Raw genomic sequence first — 20,101 nt, 5'->3', positions numbered from 1 at the left:
CCCGCGAGGCGCTCACCGAGGGCGCCGCGCGGGGCGACCTCGACTGCCTGCGCCACCTGCTGGTGCACCTGCTCCAGCAGCAGGACTATGAGGCCGTCGCCGCGGAGGCGGACCAGGCCGTCAGCACCGGCGACCCCGAGACCGTGGCGATGGCCTACTGGGTGTGGGGCGACGCGTGCAAGGCCGTGGGCGACCTGGCGGGCGCGGTGCTGATGTACCGCAAGGGCATCGACGTCGGCTTCCCCGACACGACGCCCAGCATGCGGACCGACCTGGCCCAGGCGCTGCACGCGCAGGGCGACACGGCCGCCGCCGTGCAGGAGGCGCGCTGGGCCGTGGAGTCCGGCGAGCCGGACGCCGTGGCCAGAGGCGGCATCCACCTGGGCTGCTGGCTGCACGAGGACGGCGACCCGCTCGGCGCCGCCGAGGCGTTCGCCGCCGCCGCGGCCACCGAGACCGTCCTGGCGCAGACGGCGGTCGACAACCTGTCCGCGCTCGCCTATCAGGCCTACGAGCGGGACGAGCACGGGCTGGCCGTGCAGATCCTGTCGCTGATGGGCGAGCACGCCGCCGACAGGGCCAAGGAGCTGGGCGGGATCTGCGACGACGCCGCCGCCGTCCGCGCCTACTACGAGCTGGCGGGCTCGGGCCCGTTCATCGAGCTGGACGTCGCAGAGCGCCTCGCGGAGCTCGGGGACACGGCCGAGGCCCGCGCGATCTACGAGCGGCTGAACGAGCACGAGGACCCGGACGTCCGGTTCGTCGCCGGCGGCAGGCTGCTGACGCTGCTTGACGAGCAAGGCGACGCCGAGGCGTTCTACAGCGTCGCCGAACGGCAGGCGGGCGACGCCGACAGCCCCGTCCAGTCGGTGTTCGGCAGCCTGCTGGGCATGTTGCAGGAGCGCCAGGGCGACACCGAGGCGTCGCTGCGCACGCTCAGGGCGGCGGCCGAGAGCGGCGAGCCCACCGCGCTCACCGTCCTGGCCCAGGCGCTGGTCAACGCCGGCGAGGTGGCGGAGGGGCGGGAGGTCTACCTGCGGGTGGTCAACGGCGACGACCCGGAGCTCGCGGCGCGGGCCATGGTGGCGCTCGGCCACACCCACCACGACGAGAACGAGACCCAGGCCCGCCAGTGGTACATGCAGGCGGTGGACGCGGCAGAAGGGCACGTCAGCGCCCTCGCGGCGATGTACCTGGGCGCGCTGGCCAAGCGCCGCCGCGACTTCCCCGAGGCGCTCACCTGGTACCAGCGGGTCATCGACTCGGGCGACAGTGAGTCGGGCATGGCGGCGGCCCACCTGGGCGAGCTGTGCTACTGGCTGGGCGACAGGGACGGCGCGCTGAAGTTCTACGAGCTCACGCTGAGCCTGACGGATCAGCCCGAACTCGTGGCGGAGGCCGCGTACCGGCTGGGCGAGATCCGCCATGCCCACGGCGACGTCACCCTGGCCAGGCGCATGCTGGAAACCGCCGTGGCGACGGGCGACGCCACCTTCGCCCCGGAGGCCGAGGCGCTGCTGGAGAAGCTGGCCTAGGACGGCACCCGAACGACGACCCGCGAGGGGCACGCCCAGGTCAACGGCGTGCCCCTCGCGGTCGTGGCGATGACCGGCGTTCCTCCGGCTGGTGAACTTGCGCTTAATTTACTGACCGCATAGTCTCATCGGGTCAAACATTTGAGGTGAGACTGATGGCCAAGGTCGGCAGGCCGCCGCAGGATCCCGCGCGCCAGCTGGAGCGGGCGCACCGGATTCTCGACGCCGCCGCGGAGCTGATCCTGCGCTGGGGCTACGACAAGACGACGATCGACGACGTCGCCAAACAGGCCGGGGTCGCCAAGGGCACGATCTACCTGCACTGGAAGACCCGCGACGCGCTGTTCGCCGCGTTGCTGCGCCGCGAGCGCGTGCGCATGCTGGGCGAGGTCCGCGCGCAGGCCCCCGCCACGCTGCGGGCCCTGCTCGCGGAGCTGTCCGCGGCGATGCTGCGCAGGCCGCTGATGAGGGCGCTGCTGGTGGGCGACACCGAGGTGCTCGGCAAGCTCGCCCGGCAGAAGCGGGGCAGAACGAGAGATCTGCCGCTGGAAGCGTTCCAGGACTATCTCGGCGAACTTGACAAGCGGGGCGCACTCCGCCCGGACCGCACTCCGGTCGAGCGCGAGGCGATCCTCGGCTCGGTCGTGTACGGGTTCCTGGTGGCGCAGAGCGTCCTGCCGGAGTCCGCGCGCGTCCCCGACGACCGGCTCGTCGAGCTGCTCGCCGACACCGGCGACCGCGCCATCAGCACGGAGGGAACGCCCACCGACGACGACGCCCGCGCCATCGCCGAGGCCACCCTCGACTACCTCGAGACCGTCGAGGAGATCGCGCAGCGGAAGCTGGCGGTCTCTCTAGGGGGCGACCCCTCAAAGGAGCGTGTGACGTGAGGGTTGTCCTCCCTCTCGACGATGCCGCCGCCGACCTGGCGACCGTGGGTGGCAAGGGTGCCTCCCTGGCCAGGCTGACCAGGGCCGGGCTGCCGGTCCCCGGCGGGTTCCACATCACCACCGAGGCCTACCGGCTGTTCGTGGCCGGCTTCCGCGACCAGATCCTGGAAGCCGCGTCCGCCGGCGACGCCGAGCGCATCGCGGCCCTGTTCGCCGAGCACGACGTGCCCGCCGAGCTCGCCGCCGACATCCGCGACGCCTACGACCGGCTGGGCGGTGCGGCGGTGGCCGTGCGGTCGTCCGCCACCGCCGAGGACCTGCCCGACATGTCCTTCGCCGGACAGCAGGACACCTACCTCAACGTCAGGGGCGACACGCTACTCGACGCGGTCAGGCGCTGCTGGGCCTCGCTCTGGAACGCCCGCGCCATCGCCTACCGCGAGCAGAACGGGGTGCCGCAGGACGACGTCGCGCTGGCCGTGGTCGTCCAGGAACTGGTCGACGCCGACGCCGCCGGCATCATGTTCACCGCCAACCCCGTGACCGGCGCCAGGGACGAGACCGTCGTCAACGCCTCGTGGGGCCTGGGCGAGGCCGTCGTCGGCGGCCAGGTCACCCCCGACACGATCGTGGTCACGTCAGGAAAGGTCACCGAGGCGCGGGTGGGCGACAAGGCCGTGATGACGGTCCGCACCGCCGACGGCACCCGCGAGGAGCCTGTCCCGCAGGAGCGGCGCGGCGAGCCCGTCCTCGACTCCGCGCAGGCGGAGCAGCTCGCCGCGATCGGCGCGCGCATCCAGGACCTGTACGGGACCCCGATGGACGTCGAGTGGGCCAGGCGCGACGGCGCGTTCGCGATCGTCCAGGCCCGCCCGATCACCGGCCTCAAGCAGCAGGTCGAGGAGTGGAACGACAGCCGCAACGGCTTCTACCTGTGGACCGGTGGCAACCTCGGCGAGGCCATCCCCGACGTGATGACCCCCGCCACCTGGTCGTTCGTCCGCATGTTCATCCACGAGGCGATGTCGGCGTCCGCGCTGCCCGGCTTCGACCTGGTGGGCAACGTCGGCGGGCGCTTCTACATGAACCTGAGCATCACCTTCTCGATCGCCAAGGCGCTCGGCATGCAGGGCAGGCTCGGCGCGGTCGAGCAGGTCTTCGGCAAGTTGCCGCCCGGCCTGGACGTGCCCGGCGTGGACATCTCCCGCTGGGAGATCATCCGGCGGACCATCCCGCTGGCCGTCCGCATCCAGCGGCGGGTCCGCACCAACCTCAAGGTCATGCGCCCCTTCCTGGCCACCGCCCAGCGGCGCTGCGAGGAGCTGCGCGACCGGATCGCCGCCACCGCGACCGGCCCCGAACTGGCCGCCCTGTGGGCGAGCGAGATCGAGCCGCACCTCGTCACGGCGTGCCGCGTCCTGGAGGCCGCGGGCCGCCAGGGCGGCGCCACGCTCGTCTTCACCCGCGACAAACTGCGCAAGATGATGGGGGACGTCGACGCCGAGGCCATGCTCACCGGCGTCAACTCCGACGGCGAACTGGCCAGCCTCGGCCCCGTCATGGGGTTGACGAGGCTGGCCCGAGGCGAGATCACCCGTGAGGACTTCGCCCGCTCCTACGGTCATCGCGGCCCGCACGAGTTCGAGGTGTCGATCCCGCGGCCGGGGGAGGACCCCGCCTGGATCGACGCGCAGCTCGCCGGCCTGCGCGACCTGCGCGCCGACACCGAGGCGCTGCTCGCCCGCCAGCGCAAGGCCCGCGACGAGGCGTGGGCCCGCTTCGCCCGCCGCTACCCGCGCAAGCAGGCCCGGATGCGGGCCAGGGTCGCGCGGTGGAACGGGGTCGTCCGCGACCGGGAATCGACCCGCTCGGAGGTGATGCGCGCGTTCTGGGTGCTGCGGGCGTTCGTGGCCCGCGCCGGCGAGCTGACCGGGCACGGCGACGACCTGTTCTTCCTGTACCTGGACGAGATCCTGGACGTGCTGCGCGGCTCGGACCAGCCGCTGCGGCAGGTCGCCGTGCGCCGCGCCACCTTCGAGCAGTACGCGGCCCTCCCGCCGTACCCGACGCTGATCGTCGGCCACTTCGACCCGGTGCGCTGGGCCGCCGACCCCGGCAGGCGGAGCGACCTGTACGACCCGCGCGGCGGCGTGGCCCCCGTCAGCGACACCGTCACCGGCTTCCCCGGCGCTCCCGGCGTCGTGGAGGGCGTCGTCCGCGTGATCTCCAACCCGGAGGACGGCGACCGGCTCGGGCACGGCGACATCCTGGTGACGACGCTCACCAACGTCGGCTGGACCCCGATGTTCCCGCGCGCCGCCGCGGTCGTGACCGACATGGGGGCGCCGCTGTCGCACGCCTCGATCGTCGCCCGTGAGCTGGGCATCCCCGCCGTCGTCGGGACGGGCAACGCCACCATGCGGCTGCGTGACGGCGACCGCGTCCGGGTCGACGGGGAGCGGGGCACCGTCGAGCTGCTGGCGCCCGAGGCGACCGGATGACCGTCCCCCTGCCCGAGCCGGTGGCCGTGGCGCTCGAACACCGGCTGGTCAGCTTCTGAGACCGTCGCGGAAGGGACATCCGGCCGATGACGGGTGTACTTTCGGCCGATGGACCGGCCGCCGCGCGGCAAGATCATGAAATCTCATGAATCGCTCCCTCGCGGCCTCGCTGCTCGCGGCGACGGCCGTCCTGCCTGGTCTGATCGCCGTCGAGCCGGCGCTGGCCGACACCTCCATCTCGTGGCAGCGGTGCGCCGAGCAGCCCGCGGCCGAGTGCGGCACCATCGAGGTGCCCGTCGACTGGGACGTCCCGTCCGGGCCGAAGACCAGGCTGTCCGTCGTGCGGCGCCCGGCCACCGATCCCGCTGCCCGAGCCGGCACCCTGTTCTTCAACCCCGGCGGCCCGGGCGGCCAGGCGGTGCTGATCGTCCGCGACTACCCGTCCGAGACCTTCTCCGACGACCTGCGCCGCCGCTTCGACATCGTGGGCATCGACCCGCGCGGGGTCGGCGAGAGCGGCGCCGTACGCTGCGGGCTGCCGGTTCACGACCCCGCGATCAGCCAGTACCCCCGCACGCCCGCCGAGTACGACCGGCTGGTCGCGCACAACAGAGCGGTCGGCGAGAGCTGCCTGACCGGCACGGGCCCGCTGCTTCGCCACATCGACACCACCAGCGTCGCCCGCGACTTCGACGCGGTGCGGGCCGCGCTGGGCGAGACGAAGGTGAGCTTTCTCGGCAAGTCGTACGGCACCATGCTCGGGACGGAGTACGCGCGGCTCTTCCCCGGACGGGTGCGCACCATGGCCCTGGACGGCGCCGTCGACCACGGGATGACCTCGGACCGGATGGTCACCGACGCGACCGTCGCCGTGGAGGACTCCTTCGAGCAGTTCGCCTCCTGGTGCGACCGCACGGCGGCCTGCGCGCTCCACGGCCGCGACGTCGGGCGGGTGTGGGATGACCTGGTGGCGCGGGCCGAACGCGACCCCATCCCGGTGAAGGGCGGACGTCCCATGACCGCCGAGGAGCTCCGCTACGTCGCCTACGTCTTCCTCACCCTGTCGCCCGAGTACGCCGGCGGCCTGGCCACCGGCGTCGTCCAGGCCGAGAAGGGGGACGCGGCGCTCTTCGCGACGATGCGCGGGCAGGCGCTGGACGATCCGGCGAGCACCGCCGCGTACCGGTCGATCCTCTGCCTGGACATCGACCCGCAGATCCGCGACCACCGCGACCTGCGTGTTCGGCTGAACAAGATCCGCAAGCTGTCACCGCACATGAAGGGCACCTCGGAGTTCTGGGACATGACGACCGGCTGCCTCGGCTGGCCGCTGGCTCCGACGAACCCGCAGCGGCCGGTGGACGTGCACGGCGCCCCGCCGATCCTGGTCGTCGGCAACACCCATGACCCGGCGACGCCGCTGCGCTGGGCCCGCAGCCTGTCGGCGCACATCCGCGACTCGGGCCTGCTGGTCTACGACGGCATGGGGCACACCGCCTATCGGAGGTCCGCCTGCGCGACCGAGCACATCGACCGCTACCTGATCACCGGACGCCTCCCCGCAGCGGGGACGACCTGCCGCGCCGCCTGACGGCGTGCGGCTCAGCCCGGCGCCGCGTGACGGTCTGCGGGGCAGGCCGTGCAGCGAGGTCGCCCGAACGGCCCGCGGGTCAGGCGGTGCAGCGGGGGCGTCTGAACGGCCTGCGGGTCAGGCGGTGAAGACGGCGTCGAGGTAGACCCAGGCGCCCTCGTGCCGGGCGAACCGGCTCTGTTCGCGCAGTTCGCCGGGGCGCCCCTCGTGCACGTAGCGGGCGCGGAAGGTGACGGTGCCTTCGGTGTGGAAGGGGGTTCCGCCGGAGGTGCCCTCGATGTCCAGGCCGGTCCAGCGCATTCCGGGTTCGAAGTCGACGCGGGACGGGCGGGTGCGGGGGTGCCAGGTGCGCAGCAGGTAGGCCTCGTCCGTGAGGGCGAACGCGGTGTAGCGGGAGCGCATCAGCGCCTCGGCCGTCGGGGCGGCCTGGCCGGCGTGGAACCGCCCGCAGCACTCGGCGTACGCGCTGGGCAGGCCGCACGGGCAGGCCGCACCGGCCGGCGATGAGGCGGGACGGGGACGAGGTCGGGACATGCCGTCCATTCTCCCGCGTCACGCAGCGGGCTGCTCCCGCAGCGCGCCCGCGCTCGCGTGAGTCAGGCCGGTTGGTCCCAGATGCTGGGGGTGCCCGCCCCCTCGTGCCGGGCCGTCCGCAGGTCTGTCGACCAGTCGAGGGCCGCGTTGGCGTTGTCCAGGTCGTCGGTGGCGATGACGATCCGGACGCCGCCGAAGGTCGTGTAGGCGAGGTCGATGTTGACGTTCGCGTCGGCGAGTTGCCTGGTCAGCTCGCCGAGCGTCCCCGGCCGATCGTCGATGTCCACCACCAGGACGGGGCGCTCGTCGGCGATCCCCATCCCCGCGCCTTCGAGCGCCTCCCGGCACCTGGTCGTGGCGGAGTCGTCGACGAGCACGTGCACGACGCCCTTGCCCTCACCCGTGAACGCGGCGAGGCCCTGGATGTTCACGCCGACCTGGCCGGTGACCTCCCCGAGGCGGGCCAGCTCACCCGGCTGATCATTGATAATCACAGTGAGATCCGTAGGCATCGCTCTTTCATCTTCTCACCGGACCGCATTTACCACAATTCGCCCAGAAGTGGACGCCGGACTCTCGCCAACGGTGGGCCCGTCAGGGCGACTAAGGTTAGGAAACTGGCCCGAGAGCCCGCACTGAGGACTCACGTAACTTTCGTCTCACGCACGCCTTTCGTACCGCCACCGTCCTTGATCACGTCCGATCTTGTCGGTCATGAACAGATGGCGCGTGGTCACGGCGGCCGCGATCTTCACTGCCGCGCTCGCGGCGCTCACCGGGACGGCGAGCGCGGACGAGATCCACGACAACTCCCGTCACACCTTCGACCTCCAGGCCCACCGAGGCGGGCTCGGGCTCGTGGTGGAGAGCACCCTGCCCGCCTTCGCCAACGCGCTGGAGCTCGGCGTCAGCACGCTGGAACTGGACGTGCAGATCACCGAGGACGGCCAGGCCGTCGTCACCCACGACCGGCGCGTCAGCGGCACGAAGTGCCGTGACACCGCGCCCGCGACTCCTGGCGACCCCGAGTTCCCCTACGTCGGCAAGTACCTCAACACGCTCACGCTGGCCCAGGTCAGGACCATGGACTGCGGCTCGCTCACCCTGCCGGACTTCCCCGGCCAGCGGGCGGTGCCCGGAACCGAGATGGCGACCCTCCGCGAGGTCTTCGACCTGGTCAACCGCTACCACGCCCGCGGCGTCATGCTCAACGTCGAGACCAAGGTCGAGGCGGGCGCGCCGCAGGAGACCGCGCCGCGCGAGCAGTTCGTCCAGGTGACGGCCCAGGAGATCAGGCGCGCCGGGCTGCTGCGGCAGGTCACCATCCAGAGCTTCGACTGGGGCGCGCTCATGCGAATGCGCGAGGTCGAGCCGAAGCTGCCGCTCGTCGCCCTGACCAACCGCGACTTCCTGCAGACCGGCAAGCCGGGCGCGTCGCCGTGGCTCGGCGGCATCGACATCGACGACTTCGGCGGCGACCCGCTCAAGGCGATCAAGTCGTTCGGCGCGGACGCCTTCTCGCCCGTGCACGGGTTCCCGCAGAACGGCAAGGTGACCGACCCCGGCTACCAGGCGTACGTCACCAAGGACATGGTGGACCAGGCGCACGCGCTCGGCCTCAAGGTCATCCCGTGGACCATCGACGACGAGGCCACCATCGACAAGCTCATGGACGACGGCGTGGACGGCGTCATCACCGACTACCCCGACCGTCTCCGCCAGATCATGGCCGCCCGCGGCCTCAAGCTCCCCAAGCAGTACACGCTCAAGCCGTGACCCTCTGACAGCACCCCGCACCGGCCCCTGTACGCGCCGCTCCCACGTGGCGGTCGTGGAGGGGCCGCCGGCGATGGACGGCTGACGTCCCGCGAGGTCACGGAGGTGGCGGGGCGTCGGACGTCCGCAGGTGCTCGCGCGCCTCCTCGACCGAGCGCGCGATCCCCAGCGCGCCGCTCGCCTCGGCGACCGCGCCCGCCTCCTCGACCAGCGCCAGCGCGTCGTCGCGGCGGCCCTGACCGGCGGCGATGTAGGCGAGCCCGACGAGGTTCGCGGCCACGCCGGGCAGGAAGCCCAGCTCTCTGCGCAGCCGCACCGACTCCTCCAGCCGCTCGCGCGCCGTGTCCAGCCGCCCGGCGACGTGCGCCGCGATGCCCAGGTGGCGCAGCGCGTAGGAGAGCGTCAGCAGGTCGCCGGCCTGGGCGGCCAGCTCGCGGGAGCGCTCGAGCACGGGCACCGCGGCGTCGTGGTCGTGCCGCACCACCTGGTGGAAGGCGCCGATCCAGAACAGCGACTCGGCCTCGCCGCGCACGTCGCCGAGCCGCTGGTAGAGCTGGGCCGCGCGGTCGAACGCGGCCGGCTCGCCGGGGTCCTCCTGCTGCCCTTCGAGGAAGCGCGCGTGCGCGACCCGGCCCCGGGCCAGAGCGAGGTCGGCCTCGACCGCGTCCAGCTCCCGCTCGGCGGTCTCCAGCGCGCCGGCGTCGCCGCCGAAGACCGCGCGCTCGTAGAGCAGCCTGGCCTGTTCGATTCGTGAGTCCGTGCTCATGCCCGCTCCGTCCCTCGGGTTTCCGCGCCGCGCCGGAACGTTACCGGCCCGCGGGGACGATTCTGTCGATCATGCGCGACCTTATCCTGGCGGGGATGTCCGGGGCGAAGCGTTCCAGATAGGAGTCCAGGTGGCAGGCCTCGTCCCAGAGGAAGGGCAGGTCGAACGCGAGCATCGTGCGGATCGCCAGCAGCGGGACGGGCGAGCGCAGCGGGCGGAAGTCCTGGTTCCACAGCCCCGGCTCGGCGCAGGTGGGGTGGAACTGGCCGATCATGAGCCCGTCGGAGACGTGCTCCTCCTTCAGCCGCCGCTGCAACGCGTCCAACTCCGTGGAGTCGTCGTGGTCGAAGTCCGGAAGGATCACGATGAACGTCAGCAGCTCCCTGCTGGCGGACGGCAACGTGGCGGCCAGCTCCTGGAACCGCGTCCGGAACGCCGACAGTACCTCGGCCGTCGAGTCGATGTCCGCCACGTCCTCCTGGACGGCCAGGTAGAACAGGTCGCGCCGCAGCGAGGGGGCGCTGAACGGGCAGACGGGCCCGTGCCGGCCGAGCTCGGGATGGCCCTGGGTGAGGAACTCCCTGCTCCAGTCGAGGATCTTCCGCAGCTCGGGCAGCCGCGGATGGTCGAAGCCCGCCGACACCTCGGCGGCGGACCACAGGCGTGGCTCAGACCTCATACGGGTCCCGCCACATCGGACGCAACCCCGGGCCACCGGGGATGAAGATCTCGGGCCCGTGGGGCTCGAACCCGAAGCCGCGCGACAGCGCCTCCCCGCCCGCGGAGCTGGCCTCCAGGTAGGCGGGGGTGCCGTCGCGGTCGCAGCTCTCCAGCACGTGCCGCATCAGCTCCGCGCCCAGGCCGGTCCGCTGCCGGTGCGCCGCCACCGCGCCGAAGCCCAGGTACAGGTGCCGGGGCGAGGCGGGGTGGTGCGCGTCCTGGAGGTCGACGATGGTCATCAGCGCGTCGGCGTACTCGCCCGCGATCTCGCGCAGGCGCTCGGCGAACTCCTCACCGGGTTCCCCCGCTCCCGGCGGGGCCGAGAGCACGACCGCTTCGTGGTCGTCGGTCGTGAACACGCCGCCCTGGGAGAGCGACAGCTCGAAGAACGCCCGGAACATGTCAGGGAGGATCTGCCGGCGCCGGTCGGGGTCGGGGAACGCCCAGACCGTCAGCGCGTCCCCGAAGAAGGACTCCGACAGCAGCGCGATCAGCGGCTCGGCGTCGGCACCGGTGGCCTGGCGGATGGGGACGGTGGGACTGGACAACGGGGACTCCTTCCGGTGGCGAGCCCCTCAAGCCGTTGATGCAGGTGTTCGAGGGAGTCGCCGATCTCGGGTTTGATCAGGACACTGCGCAGGATGCGGGCGTTCGGGGCGTCGGCCACGAGCCAGGGGTGGCGCTCGGTGAGGGCGTCACCGTCCACCCGCAGGGTGCTGACGTAGACAGGGTCGGGGCCGGCCATGCCGTCGCTCAGCACCCTGGCCGTCGCCTCGTCGACGCCGGCCAGGGTCGGCTCGGACGGGAAGTAGGTGACGATGTCCAGCTCGGGCGGCTGGTACAGCGTCAGGTGCGGCGAGGCGCGGAGCAGGTCCGCCCAGCGCCTGGCCGCCTTCAGGCCGGGCAGCAGCACCTGCCCCAGCCCTTCGGGGGTGGCGGGCAGCAGGCGGAGCGTGAGCCACAGCGCCGCCGCGGCGGCGCCCGCCCGCGAGCACTCCAGGCTGATCTCGCCCAGGTGCAGGTCGCTGGGGGTGAAGTAGGTGTAGGGGGAGTCGTGCCGGTAGTGCCTGGCCACCTGGGGGTCGCGGAACAGCACGGCACCGCACCCGTAGGGCTGCAGCCCGTGCTTGTGCGGGTCGACCACGACCGAGTCGCAGAACGCGATCGCGTCCCACGGGCGGCGGTCGAACAGCCCCTCGCCCGCCAGGAGCGTGAAGAAGCCGCCGTAGGCGGCGTCCACGTGCAGGCGCACGCCGAACCGGGCCTTCAGCGCGAGCGCCTCGTGGACGGGGTCGACCGCGCCGGTGCCGGTCGTCCCCGCCGTCAGCACGACGGTGCCGATGCGCTCCCGGCGCAGCAGGTCCTCCAGCGCGTCGAGGTCCATCCGGCCGTGCCGGTCGACGGGCACGGCGTGCCCCTCCATCCCGAGCACGCGGCACATCCGCGCGTGGGTGAAGTGGCTGTCGGCGCTGTAGGCGACGCCCGCGCCGGGATGGCTCTCGCGGGCGACGTACAGCGCTTCGAGGTTGCCCATAGTCCCGCTGGTCGTGAGGTGCCCGAGGTGTCGCCTGAAGCCGAACATGGCGGCCAGCTCCGCGATCACCTCGCGCTCCATGTCGGCCGTCGCGGGGCCGCCCTCGCGGGCGTGGTTGTTCGGGTTGACGAGCATCGCGGCGAGGTAGCCGACCACCGCCGCCGGGTGCGGCGGCTTGACCATCTGCCCCACGTAGCTCGGGTGGAAGAACGGGTAGTTGTCGCGCAGGCGCTTGGTGAGGTCCGCGAAGGCCGCGCCGAACCGCTCGTCGTCGACGTGGTGCGACGGGTGCGGGGTGAAGGGCGCGAACTCCGCGGCCCACTCGCCGGACGCCTCGACCGCGCGGCCCAACCAGTGCTGGAGGTCCATCGCCGCTCAGCCCACCCTTTCCAGGACGGGCGTGGCCAGCCCGAGGTGGGCCTTCCTGCGCTCGTCCTCCTCGGGGGTGAGCTGCACGCGGGACATGGCGACCCGCAGGATGGGCGGCGCGATGACCGAGGTGATGACCGCGACCAGGATGATGATGGTGAACACCTCGGTGCTGATGACGCCCAGGCGCAGGCCGACCATGGCGACGATGACCTCGACGACGCCGCGGGCGTTCATCCCCGCGCCCAGGGCCAGCGCCTCCCACTTGTTCAGGCGGCTGGTGAGGGCGCCCAGGTAGGCGCCGGCGAACTTGCCGGCGATCGCGATGGCCAGGATGAGCGCGGCGAAGCCCAGGACGTCCGGCCTGGCCAGCGCGGTGAGGTCCATGCGCAGGCCGGCGGTGGCGAAGAAGATCGGGGCGAACACCGCGAGGACGACCGTGCGCAGCGGCGCCAGCCTGGCCGGGTCGGGCCTGCCCGACGCGCTGATGAGCACGCCCATGACGAAGGCGCCGAAGATGGGTTCGAGGCCGAGCGCGTGGCTGCCCGCGGAGGCGAGCAGGATCAGCACGACCGTGCTCGCGATCGTCGGGACGGCGTCCGCGGAGCGTGCCGCCAGCTGGTAGACCTTGCGCACCAGCGGGCGGCCGATGACGACGGCGAAGACGAGCACGCCGGCCAGGTAGGCCAGCGACAGCAGCACGTTGCCGGTGTGCAGGCCGGTGGTGGCCATGGCCGACACGACCGAGAGCATCAGCCAGCCGAAGGCGTCGTCCACCATGCCCGCGGTCAGCGTCAGCTGGCCGATGTTGCGGTGCATGAGGTTCATGTCGATGAGCGTCTTCGCGATCACCGGGATCGCGCTGACGCACATGGCGACGCCGAGGAAGAGGGCGAACACCGTCTGGTCCTTGCCTCCGGTGAACGCCTGCGGCAGCAGCAGGCCGGTGGCGACGCCCAGGCCGAGCGGGATCACCAGCCCGAACCCGCTGACCTTCACCGCCGCCGTGCCCTGCCTGCGGATCAGCTTCAGGTCCAGGTGCGCGCCGGTGATGCCGACCAGCAGCAGCACGCCGATCTGGCCCACCGCGTCCAGCATGTGGAACTGCTCGGCCTCGTGCGGGATCAGCCACGCTGACAGGTCGGGGGAGACCTGGAAGAACAGCGACGGGCCGAGCAGGACGCCGGCGGTCAGTTCGCCGACCACCGGGGGCAGCTTCAGCCGCACCGCGAGCCGGCCCAGCGCGAGTGCCAGCAGGAGCAGCACCCCGATCTGCAGCAGGAGAAGGAGCAGCGCGTGCGCTCCTATCGGTGCAATGGGAGCCATGGAATCAACCTCTCCACTCGGGTGACCGAGAGCCAGGCTGTCATCGGCCACGCCGTTTGCCACCGAGGAGATGACCGAAGTCATTGTGGAAGGGCCCTCTAGCACCGCTCTGAATCCGCGTTGAGCGGGCCCCCACCGGCCGTCGCGATACTGGCCGACAAGCGCCCGTTGAAGATGGGGGAAGCCATGCAGGACCCACAGCCCCTGCTCGGCCGAGAGCCCGAGATCGAGCTGCTGGACAGGCTCATCGGCGACGTGGAGGAGAGCCGCTCCGCTGTGGTGATCGTCGAAGGAGGGGCGGGATCGGGGAAGACCGCCCTGCTCAACCATGTGGTCGCCGCCACCAGGCGGAAACGGCTCCAGGTGCTGTTCGCCTCCGGCGGTCGCCGGCGCCCGCAGCCCGGCCTCGGCGCCGTGTGCGAGCTCCTCCAACTGCAGCAGCCGCCATCCGTTCCGGACTCCGGGAGGGACGATGTGTTCGCCGTCCTGTACGAGCAGGTCCGCCAGGTCACCGAGGAGGGGCCGCTGGTGCTCGTCGTCGACGACGTGCACCGTGTCGACGACCTTTCGCTCGGCTGGCTGGCCCACCTGGCGCGGAGGTTATCCAGCATCCCGGTACTGCTGGTGGTTTCCGTCCCGATAGGGGAGCTGCCTGCGTCGCGGCAGGCCTATGACGAGCTGCGCAACACGCTCAACCACACCGAGATCCACCTGAACCCGCTGGGTCAGGAGGAGGTCGGCCGCCTCCTGGAGAGGTACCGGCCGACGCCGGCCAGCCCGCAGTTCACCGCGCTGTGCTGGCGGCTGACGGGCGGCAACCCGCGGTTCGCGCACGACCTGGCCCGCCAGCTCAACCTGGAGGGCATCGGCACGGACGACGAGTCCGCGGGGCTGCTCCCCGGGCTGGCGCCGCCGCGCATCGCGCGCTACATCTCCGACAGGCTCACCCGCCACTCGGCCCATTCGCTGACCGTCGCCAAGGTCCTCGCCGTCCTGGACGGTGACGCCAGGCCGACCCTGGTCAGGGAGCTGTGCGGCATCGAGGACACGGAGTGCGCCAACACCATCCAGTCGCTCACCGAGCTGGGCCTGCTGCGCGCCGGAGGCACCATCGCCTTCGTCCACCCGATCGTGCGCACGGCGCTGTACCGCTGCATGCGCGCCGAGGAGCGCAACCGCTACCACCTCGCCGCCGCGAAACTCCTGGCCGCGCGGGACGCCGACGCGCCGCTCACCGGACGGCACCTGCTCGCCACCGGCCCCACCACCGCCCCGGAGGTCACCGACCTGCTCTGCGACGTGGCCGTCCGGCTCACCTCGATGGGATACCTGGAGCAGGCCACGGCCTGCATGCAGCGGGCGATCAGCAACTCGCTCTCGCCCGCGCACCGGGTGAAGCTGACGCTGCAGCTGGGCGTCGCGCTCAGCGGGCACGACCACCACGCCTCGATCAGGCATCTCAGGAACGCCAGCACCGGGGTCAGGACGGCGGCGGAGCACGCGCTCATCGGGCAGCATCTCGCGCTCGCCACGGCGGCGCTGGGCGACCTCGACGGCGCCATCGCCGTGCTGGACGAGCACGTCGAACTGATCGACCGGCTCGACCCGCCGCTCAGCGAGCGGCTGCGGGGCTACCGGCTGATCCTGAGCATGCTGAGCGGGTCGCGGCCCCAGGAGCCGATCAAGGCCGCCGACGACGGCGGCACCCGGGCGGCGCTGGCGGCCCAGCTGGCCTGGGCGGGCGACGACCTCGACCGGTCGGCGGCCGAGGCCGGGGCGGCGCTCGCGACCGACCGGCTGATCGAGGCGGGCTCGCTGGTGACCAGCTTCGGCCTGCTGCCGCTGCTGTACGCCGACCGGCTCGACACGGTCGAACGGCACCTGCTCGACGCCGAGCAGCATGCGCCGCCCGTCCAGGTGCCCGAGCTGGCCGCGATCAGGTCGCACGCCGCGCTGCACAGAGGGGACGTCGGGCAGGCGGAGGCCGCCGCGCGCACCGCGGTCGACGCCGTCGCCGACGGGCTGCCCGAGCCGATGATCTTCCATCATCTCGGGGTGCTCATCGACGTGCTCCTGGAGCGCGGCGAGCACGAGCAGGCCGACGAGCTGCTGCGGCAGGCCGGGCTGCCCAACGAGCTGCCGCTCACCTGGCGGTACAACCACCTGCTCGACAGCAGGGGGCGGCTGCGGATCGCGTGCGGGCACGTCCGGGCGGGGGTCGACGACCTGCTCGCCTGCGGGGAGCGGCTGGCCCGCTGGGGGGTGTTCAACCCGGCGGTCAGCGACTGGCGCTCGCACGCGGCGATCGCCCTGGACCGGCTCGGCGAGCGGGAGCGGGCGCTGGCCCTGGCGCGCGAGCAGGTCCGGGCCGCCCGGTCATGGCCGGCGGGGAGGTCCCTCGGCATCAGCCTGAGGGCCCTGGCCATGCTCACGTCCGACCCGGACAGGCGGGTGGCGATGCTGCGCGAGTCCGTCGAGATCCTGGAGCGGTCGCCCGCCGCGCTGGAGCTGGGCCGCAGCGTCGTCGGTCTCGGCACCGCGCTCGCGGACGCGAACCAGGAGGTCGAGGCCCGCGACATGCTGCGGCGCGGGCTGGACCTCGGCCAGCACTGCGGCGGCACCGCGCTCGCCGACCACGCGCACGCCGAACTGCTCAAGCACGGCGCGCGCCCGCGCAGGCGGGCGCAGACGGGGTGGGACTCGCTGACGCCCGCCGAGATCAGGGTCGCCGAGCTGGTCGTGGACGGGAAGAAGAACAGGGAGATCGCGCAGCTGCTGTTCGTCTCGCAGCGGACGGTCGAGCTGCACCTGACGAGCATCTACCGGAAGCTGAATGTCTCCAACCGGGCCGAGCTCGTCAAAGCCGGCTGAACGCCGCCGCCGGTGTCCCGCTCTTCGGGGGGAGGGGGCGGCGGCGCCCCCTCGTCAGGCCCGGCTGAGGACCGCCGCGTTGCGCTCGTCGCGGCGCTCGACGAAGCGGCTCGCCTGGACGTCGAGCTGCCCGAGGAACGACGCGAGCTCCTCCCGCGCCGCCTCCCCGCGGGGGGACAAACCGGTGCGCTCGAAGACCTGCCAGTGCCGCAGGATGGGCATGATGACCTTGTCCAGGTGGAGCCGCAGGTCGTAGATGCCGCCCTGGGCGATCATCACGGCCATGCGGCGGAAGCCCGGCTGCCCGGCCCCCGGCATCTCGAAGTTCTGCACGACGTCCGTGATGGCCACCATCGTCTCGTCGGGGGCCAGATCCAGCGCCGCGCCGACCAGGTTCCGGTAGAAGAGCATGTGCAGGTTCTCGTCGGCGGCGATGCGGGCCAGGAGCTGCTCGCCGATCGGGTCCCCGGTGGCCGTGCCGGTGTTGCGGTGCGACAGCCGGGTGGCGAGCTCCTGCAGCGCCGTGTACACCACGTTCGGCAGCAGCTCGACGGGCTCGCGGGCGGGCCCCGACGACATGAGCTGCATGCGGCGGCTTTCCAGGTCCACGGGGTCCACGGCGCGCGTCACCACGAGGTAGTCGCGCAGCGTCATGGCGTGCCTGGCCTCCTCCGCCGTCCAGCGGTAGATCCACTGGCCCCACGCGCCGTCAGGCCCGAGGGCGAGGACGAGGTTGTGGTGGTAGGCGGGCAGGTTGTCCTCCGTCAGCAGGTTCACGATCAGCGAGGCGCGGGCCACAGGGTCGATCTTGGTGTCCTCGGGCCGCCAGTCCTCGCCTCCGAGGAGCGCGAAGTCGCGTCCCTGGCTCCAGGGCACGTAGTCGTGCGGATGCCAGTCACGGACCACCTTGAGGTGACGGTCCATGTTCTCGGCCACGACCGGCTCGAGCTCCCGCAGCAGGTTCACGCTCTGCTCGTGCTCCACCGTTTCCTCCTTCAGCTGGTCGGAGCTTCACAGGGGGTCCGGGGCGGCGGGGACGTGGTCCCCGCCGCCGTCCGGGTCAGGCCACGCCCACCGACTGGTTCTGCTCGATGTGGTCGAGGACGGCGCCGACGGTCTCCAGGTCGGCCGCGATCTCGTCGGGGGTCGCCACGCCGAACTTCTCCTCGACGGCGACCATGATCTCCACCATCGACAGCGAGTCGATGTCCAGGTCGTCACGGAGGTGGCTGTCCGGCTGCACCTCGCCGACCGGCAGGCCGACGACCTCGCTGACGATCTCGGCGAACTCCGACAGCAGTCTTTCCTTGCTCATCTCTTTCTCCCTGCGGTTGTTTGCGATCAGTGGATTCACTCGTAGCGCCGCACGACGAGGGTGGCGTTGTGCCCGGCGAAGCCGAACGAGTTGCTCACCGCCACCCTGACGTCGTGCTGCTGGGGCTTGTGGGGGACGAAGTTCAGCCCGGTGTCCTCGGGGTCGTCGCAGTTGATGGTCGGCGGCACGTGGCCGGTGAGGATCGCCTGGACGGTCGCGATCAGCTCGACCGCGCCCGCGGCGCCGATCATGTGCCCGGTCATGGACTTGACCCCGGAGATCGGGATGTTCTCGGCGTGGGCGCCGAACACCTTGCGGATCGCCGCGGCCTCCGTCCTGTCGTTCAGCACGGTGCTCGTGCCGTGGGCGTTGATGTGGTCCACCTCCGAGGCGGGGATGCCCGCGTCGTCCAGGGCGAGCTGCATGGCCCTGCGGGCTCCCAGCCCCTCCGGGTGCGGCGCGGTCGGGTGGTAGGCGTCGCTGGTCGCGCCGTAGCCGACGACCTCGGCGAGGATGGGCGCGCCGCGGCGCTCGGCCGAGTGCGCGTCCTCCAGGACGAGGGCGCCCGCGCCCGCGGCCATGACGAACCCGTCCCTGTTCTTGTCGAAGGGACGGCTGGCCCGCTGCGGGTCGTCGTTGCGGCGCGACAGCGCCCTGGACATCGCGGTCGAGCCGATGTCGAAGGAGGTGATCGAGTTGTCGGCGCCGCCGGCGATGACCGCGTCCACGTCGCCGCGCTGGATCATCCGCATGGCCTCGCCCACCGCCGAGGTGCCCGACGCGCAGGCCGTGCTGACCGCGCCCGACGGGCCGGTGGCGCCCAGCCTGAGGGCGACCTCGCCCGCGGCGCAGTCGATCGAGGTGGCCGCCGACAGCCACGGCGCCAGGCCGCGGTGCCCGCGCTGGTCCAGCGTCAGCGTGCCCGACTGGACCAGGGCGGTGGGGCCGTACCCCGAGCCGATGAGGACGCCGACCCGGTGCGTGTTGGCGTCGTCAATAATGATCTTGGAGTTCTCGACCGCCTGCATGGCCGCCGCGACGGCGAACTGCGCGTACTTGTCGATGCGGCGGCTCACCGTCCGGACCATGTAGTCGAGCGGGTCGAAACCGGTCACCTCGCCGGCGATCTGCACGGGCAGCTCGCTCGCGTCGAAGGACTGGATCGGCCCCACGCCGCTGCGGCCGGCCATCAGGGAGTCCCAGAAGTCGTTGACGCTCAGCCCGACCGGCGAGATGACGCCCTGACCGGTGATGACGACACGCCGTCCGTAGGTTCTCATCAGTGTTGTCCCTCCATCTCGGTGAGATCGGCGGGCACGTCCTCGAGCCGCACCGGTATCTCGACGACGGCCACCCGGCCCGCGGCGCAGGCCTCGGCCGCCAGCCGCAGCTCCTTGTCCAGCCGGCTCTTGTCGTCCACCACGACGTGGTGCAGGCCGGGCCTGGCGCCGCCGGTCACGCCGGGATCGCGGACGAACCTGAACCGCGAGTCCTGGCTGCCGTGGTCGAGCTGGGCCTGCAGCCAGCCGTAGCCGCCGTTGTCCAGCACCACGTACAGGACGCCGATGCCCTCGTCGATCAGGACGTCGAGGTCGGCGCCCAGCTTGCCGAACGCGCCGTCGCCGACGAAGGCGGCCACCGCGTGGTCGGGGGCGGCGAGCTTGACTCCCGCCGCGGCGACGGCGCCGAAGCCGAGACTCGTCTGCTCCGACGGCACGATCGAGTCGGCCTGCGCGCCGAAGCTCCAGTGCGGGTAGAAGTACGTCCACATGTCCTGCAGGCCGTTCTCCTGCACCAGGATCCGCTTGTCCGGCAGCACCTCGTCCATGACGCGCAGCAGGTCGGCGAGGTGGATGCCGGGCAGCTCGCGCACCCGGTCCCGCTCGGCCGCGACGCGGTCGGCGGCTTCGCGGCGGCCGGTCCTCGCGGTGGCGGTCCACTCGGGATCCGCCCCTTGCCCGTCGGCGGGCAGGTCCGACAGCCACGCCCGCACGGCCGCGCCGGCGTCCCCGACGACCACCGGTCCCGGCCATTCGGCCGACACCTCCGACGGCTCCAGGTTCACCTGCACGACGCGGACGCCGCGCGGGACGAATCCCGGGCTGTACGTGGCGGTCTCCTCCAACCTGCTGCCCAGGGCCACCACCAGGTCGGCGCCGGCCCACAGCGGGTGCGTCTCCTCGGCGGCGTAGAGGCCGGACAGCCCGCAGAACAGCGGATGGTCCTCATCGACGCAGCCGCGTCCCGACGCGGTGGTGAAGATCGGCGCGCCGAGCCGTTCGGCCAGCCGCTCCACGCCGCCGTCGGCGTTCCTGTGCCGCATCCCGCCGCCGACCAGCAGCACCGGCCTGCGGGCAGCGCGCAGCGCGGCCA

The 20,101-nt window shown here is 72.2% G+C and carries 17 protein-coding genes; 6 read left to right on the top strand and 11 right to left on the bottom strand.

The features are described from left to right. The 4 genes from ABZ297_RS39785 to ABZ297_RS39770 form a co-directional block, all read left to right on the top strand. Positions 1-1,535 (top strand): tetratricopeptide repeat protein (locus ABZ297_RS39785; RefSeq protein WP_355357294.1); only part of this gene is annotated, 1,535 nt, incomplete at its 5' end. 155 nt (positions 1,536-1,690) lie between these two features. Continuing rightward, complete coding sequence (locus ABZ297_RS39780; protein ID WP_355357292.1) at positions 1,691-2,425, top strand: TetR family transcriptional regulator; 735 nt, start codon at positions 1,691-1,693, stop codon at positions 2,423-2,425. Then, entirely contained in the window at positions 2,422-4,926 is a 2,505-nt protein-coding gene (locus ABZ297_RS39775) for a PEP/pyruvate-binding domain-containing protein (RefSeq protein ID WP_355357290.1), read from the top strand. Before ABZ297_RS39780 ends, ABZ297_RS39775 begins: the two co-directional genes overlap by 4 nt. A gap of 145 nt (positions 4,927-5,071) precedes the next feature. Next, positions 5,072-6,517 carry an alpha/beta hydrolase gene (locus tag ABZ297_RS39770; RefSeq protein WP_355357288.1) on the top strand — a complete coding sequence of 482 codons (1,446 nt, stop codon included), beginning with the start codon at positions 5,072-5,074 and terminating at the stop codon, positions 6,515-6,517. A gap of 117 nt (positions 6,518-6,634) precedes the next feature. On the opposite strand, the gene ABZ297_RS39765 is transcribed toward ABZ297_RS39770, so the two are convergent. Both ABZ297_RS39765 and ABZ297_RS39760 read right to left on the bottom strand, forming a co-directional pair. Further along, on the bottom strand, positions 6,635-7,051 hold the full coding sequence (locus ABZ297_RS39765) for a YchJ family metal-binding protein (protein WP_355357286.1): 417 nt from the start codon (positions 7,049-7,051) through the stop codon (positions 6,635-6,637). 62 nt (positions 7,052-7,113) lie between these two features. Beyond that, positions 7,114-7,545, bottom strand: coding sequence for a hypothetical protein (locus ABZ297_RS39760; RefSeq protein WP_355357284.1), 432 nt, complete (start codon positions 7,543-7,545; stop codon positions 7,114-7,116). Between the two features lie 220 nt (positions 7,546-7,765). Here ABZ297_RS39760 and ABZ297_RS39755 point away from each other — a divergent pair, with 220 nt between their 5' ends. Continuing rightward, on the top strand, positions 7,766-8,827 hold the full coding sequence (locus ABZ297_RS39755) for a glycerophosphodiester phosphodiesterase (protein WP_355357282.1): 1,062 nt from the start codon (positions 7,766-7,768) through the stop codon (positions 8,825-8,827). Positions 8,828-8,924: 97 nt separating this feature from the next. On the opposite strand, the gene ABZ297_RS39750 is transcribed toward ABZ297_RS39755, so the two are convergent. From ABZ297_RS39750 to ABZ297_RS39730, 5 genes are read right to left on the bottom strand one after another with little or no spacing between them, the layout of a single operon-like run. Further along, complete coding sequence (locus ABZ297_RS39750; protein WP_355357280.1) at positions 8,925-9,593, bottom strand: tetratricopeptide repeat protein; 669 nt, start codon at positions 9,591-9,593, stop codon at positions 8,925-8,927. Positions 9,594-9,633: 40 nt separating this feature from the next. Next, the gene (locus ABZ297_RS39745; protein WP_355357278.1) at positions 9,634-10,272 is read right to left on the bottom strand and encodes a DUF6875 domain-containing protein; all 639 of its coding nucleotides are present in this window, start codon (positions 10,270-10,272) and stop codon (positions 9,634-9,636) included. Next, positions 10,262-10,861 carry a hypothetical protein gene (locus tag ABZ297_RS39740; RefSeq protein WP_355357276.1) on the bottom strand — a complete coding sequence of 200 codons (600 nt, stop codon included), beginning with the start codon at positions 10,859-10,861 and terminating at the stop codon, positions 10,262-10,264. Before ABZ297_RS39740 ends, ABZ297_RS39745 begins: the two co-directional genes overlap by 11 nt. Next, positions 10,804-12,216 (bottom strand): aminotransferase class V-fold PLP-dependent enzyme, encoded by a 1,413-nt coding sequence (locus tag ABZ297_RS39735; protein WP_355357274.1) that lies wholly within the window; start codon positions 12,214-12,216, stop codon positions 10,804-10,806. The genes ABZ297_RS39740 and ABZ297_RS39735 overlap by 58 nt, the downstream gene beginning before the upstream one ends. Positions 12,217-12,222: 6 nt before the next feature. After that, positions 12,223-13,542: a cation:proton antiporter gene (locus ABZ297_RS39730; protein WP_355357272.1), complete on the bottom strand. Its 1,320-nt coding sequence runs from the start codon at positions 13,540-13,542 to the stop codon at positions 12,223-12,225. Between the two features lie 186 nt (positions 13,543-13,728). Here ABZ297_RS39730 and ABZ297_RS39725 point away from each other — a divergent pair, with 186 nt between their 5' ends. Then, complete coding sequence (locus ABZ297_RS39725; protein ID WP_355357270.1) at positions 13,729-16,413, top strand: LuxR C-terminal-related transcriptional regulator; 2,685 nt, start codon at positions 13,729-13,731, stop codon at positions 16,411-16,413. Positions 16,414-16,467: 54 nt separating this feature from the next. On the opposite strand, the gene ABZ297_RS39720 is transcribed toward ABZ297_RS39725, so the two are convergent. From ABZ297_RS39720 to ABZ297_RS39705, 4 genes are all read right to left on the bottom strand, one after another. Beyond that, positions 16,468-17,397: an acyl-ACP desaturase gene (locus ABZ297_RS39720; protein WP_355357268.1), complete on the bottom strand. Its 930-nt coding sequence runs from the start codon at positions 17,395-17,397 to the stop codon at positions 16,468-16,470. Between the two features lie 76 nt (positions 17,398-17,473). Further along, on the bottom strand, positions 17,474-17,728 hold the full coding sequence (locus ABZ297_RS39715) for an acyl carrier protein (RefSeq protein ID WP_350811085.1): 255 nt from the start codon (positions 17,726-17,728) through the stop codon (positions 17,474-17,476). Between the two features lie 35 nt (positions 17,729-17,763). Continuing rightward, positions 17,764-19,008, bottom strand: a complete 1,245-nt coding sequence (fabF, locus tag ABZ297_RS39710) for a beta-ketoacyl-ACP synthase II (RefSeq protein ID WP_355357266.1) — start codon at positions 19,006-19,008, stop codon at positions 17,764-17,766. Then, positions 19,008-20,101: thiamine pyrophosphate-dependent enzyme (locus tag ABZ297_RS39705; RefSeq protein ID WP_355357264.1), on the bottom strand; the 1,094-nt coding region annotated here is incomplete at its 5' end. The genes fabF and ABZ297_RS39705, both read right to left, overlap by 1 nt.

The organism is Nonomuraea sp. NPDC005983 (assembly GCF_040614375.1).
Classification (GTDB): Bacteria; Actinomycetota; Actinomycetes; order Streptosporangiales; family Streptosporangiaceae; genus Nonomuraea.
The sequence above is the reverse complement of the archived record's forward strand: the minus strand, read 5'-3'. Positions and strand labels throughout refer to the sequence as shown.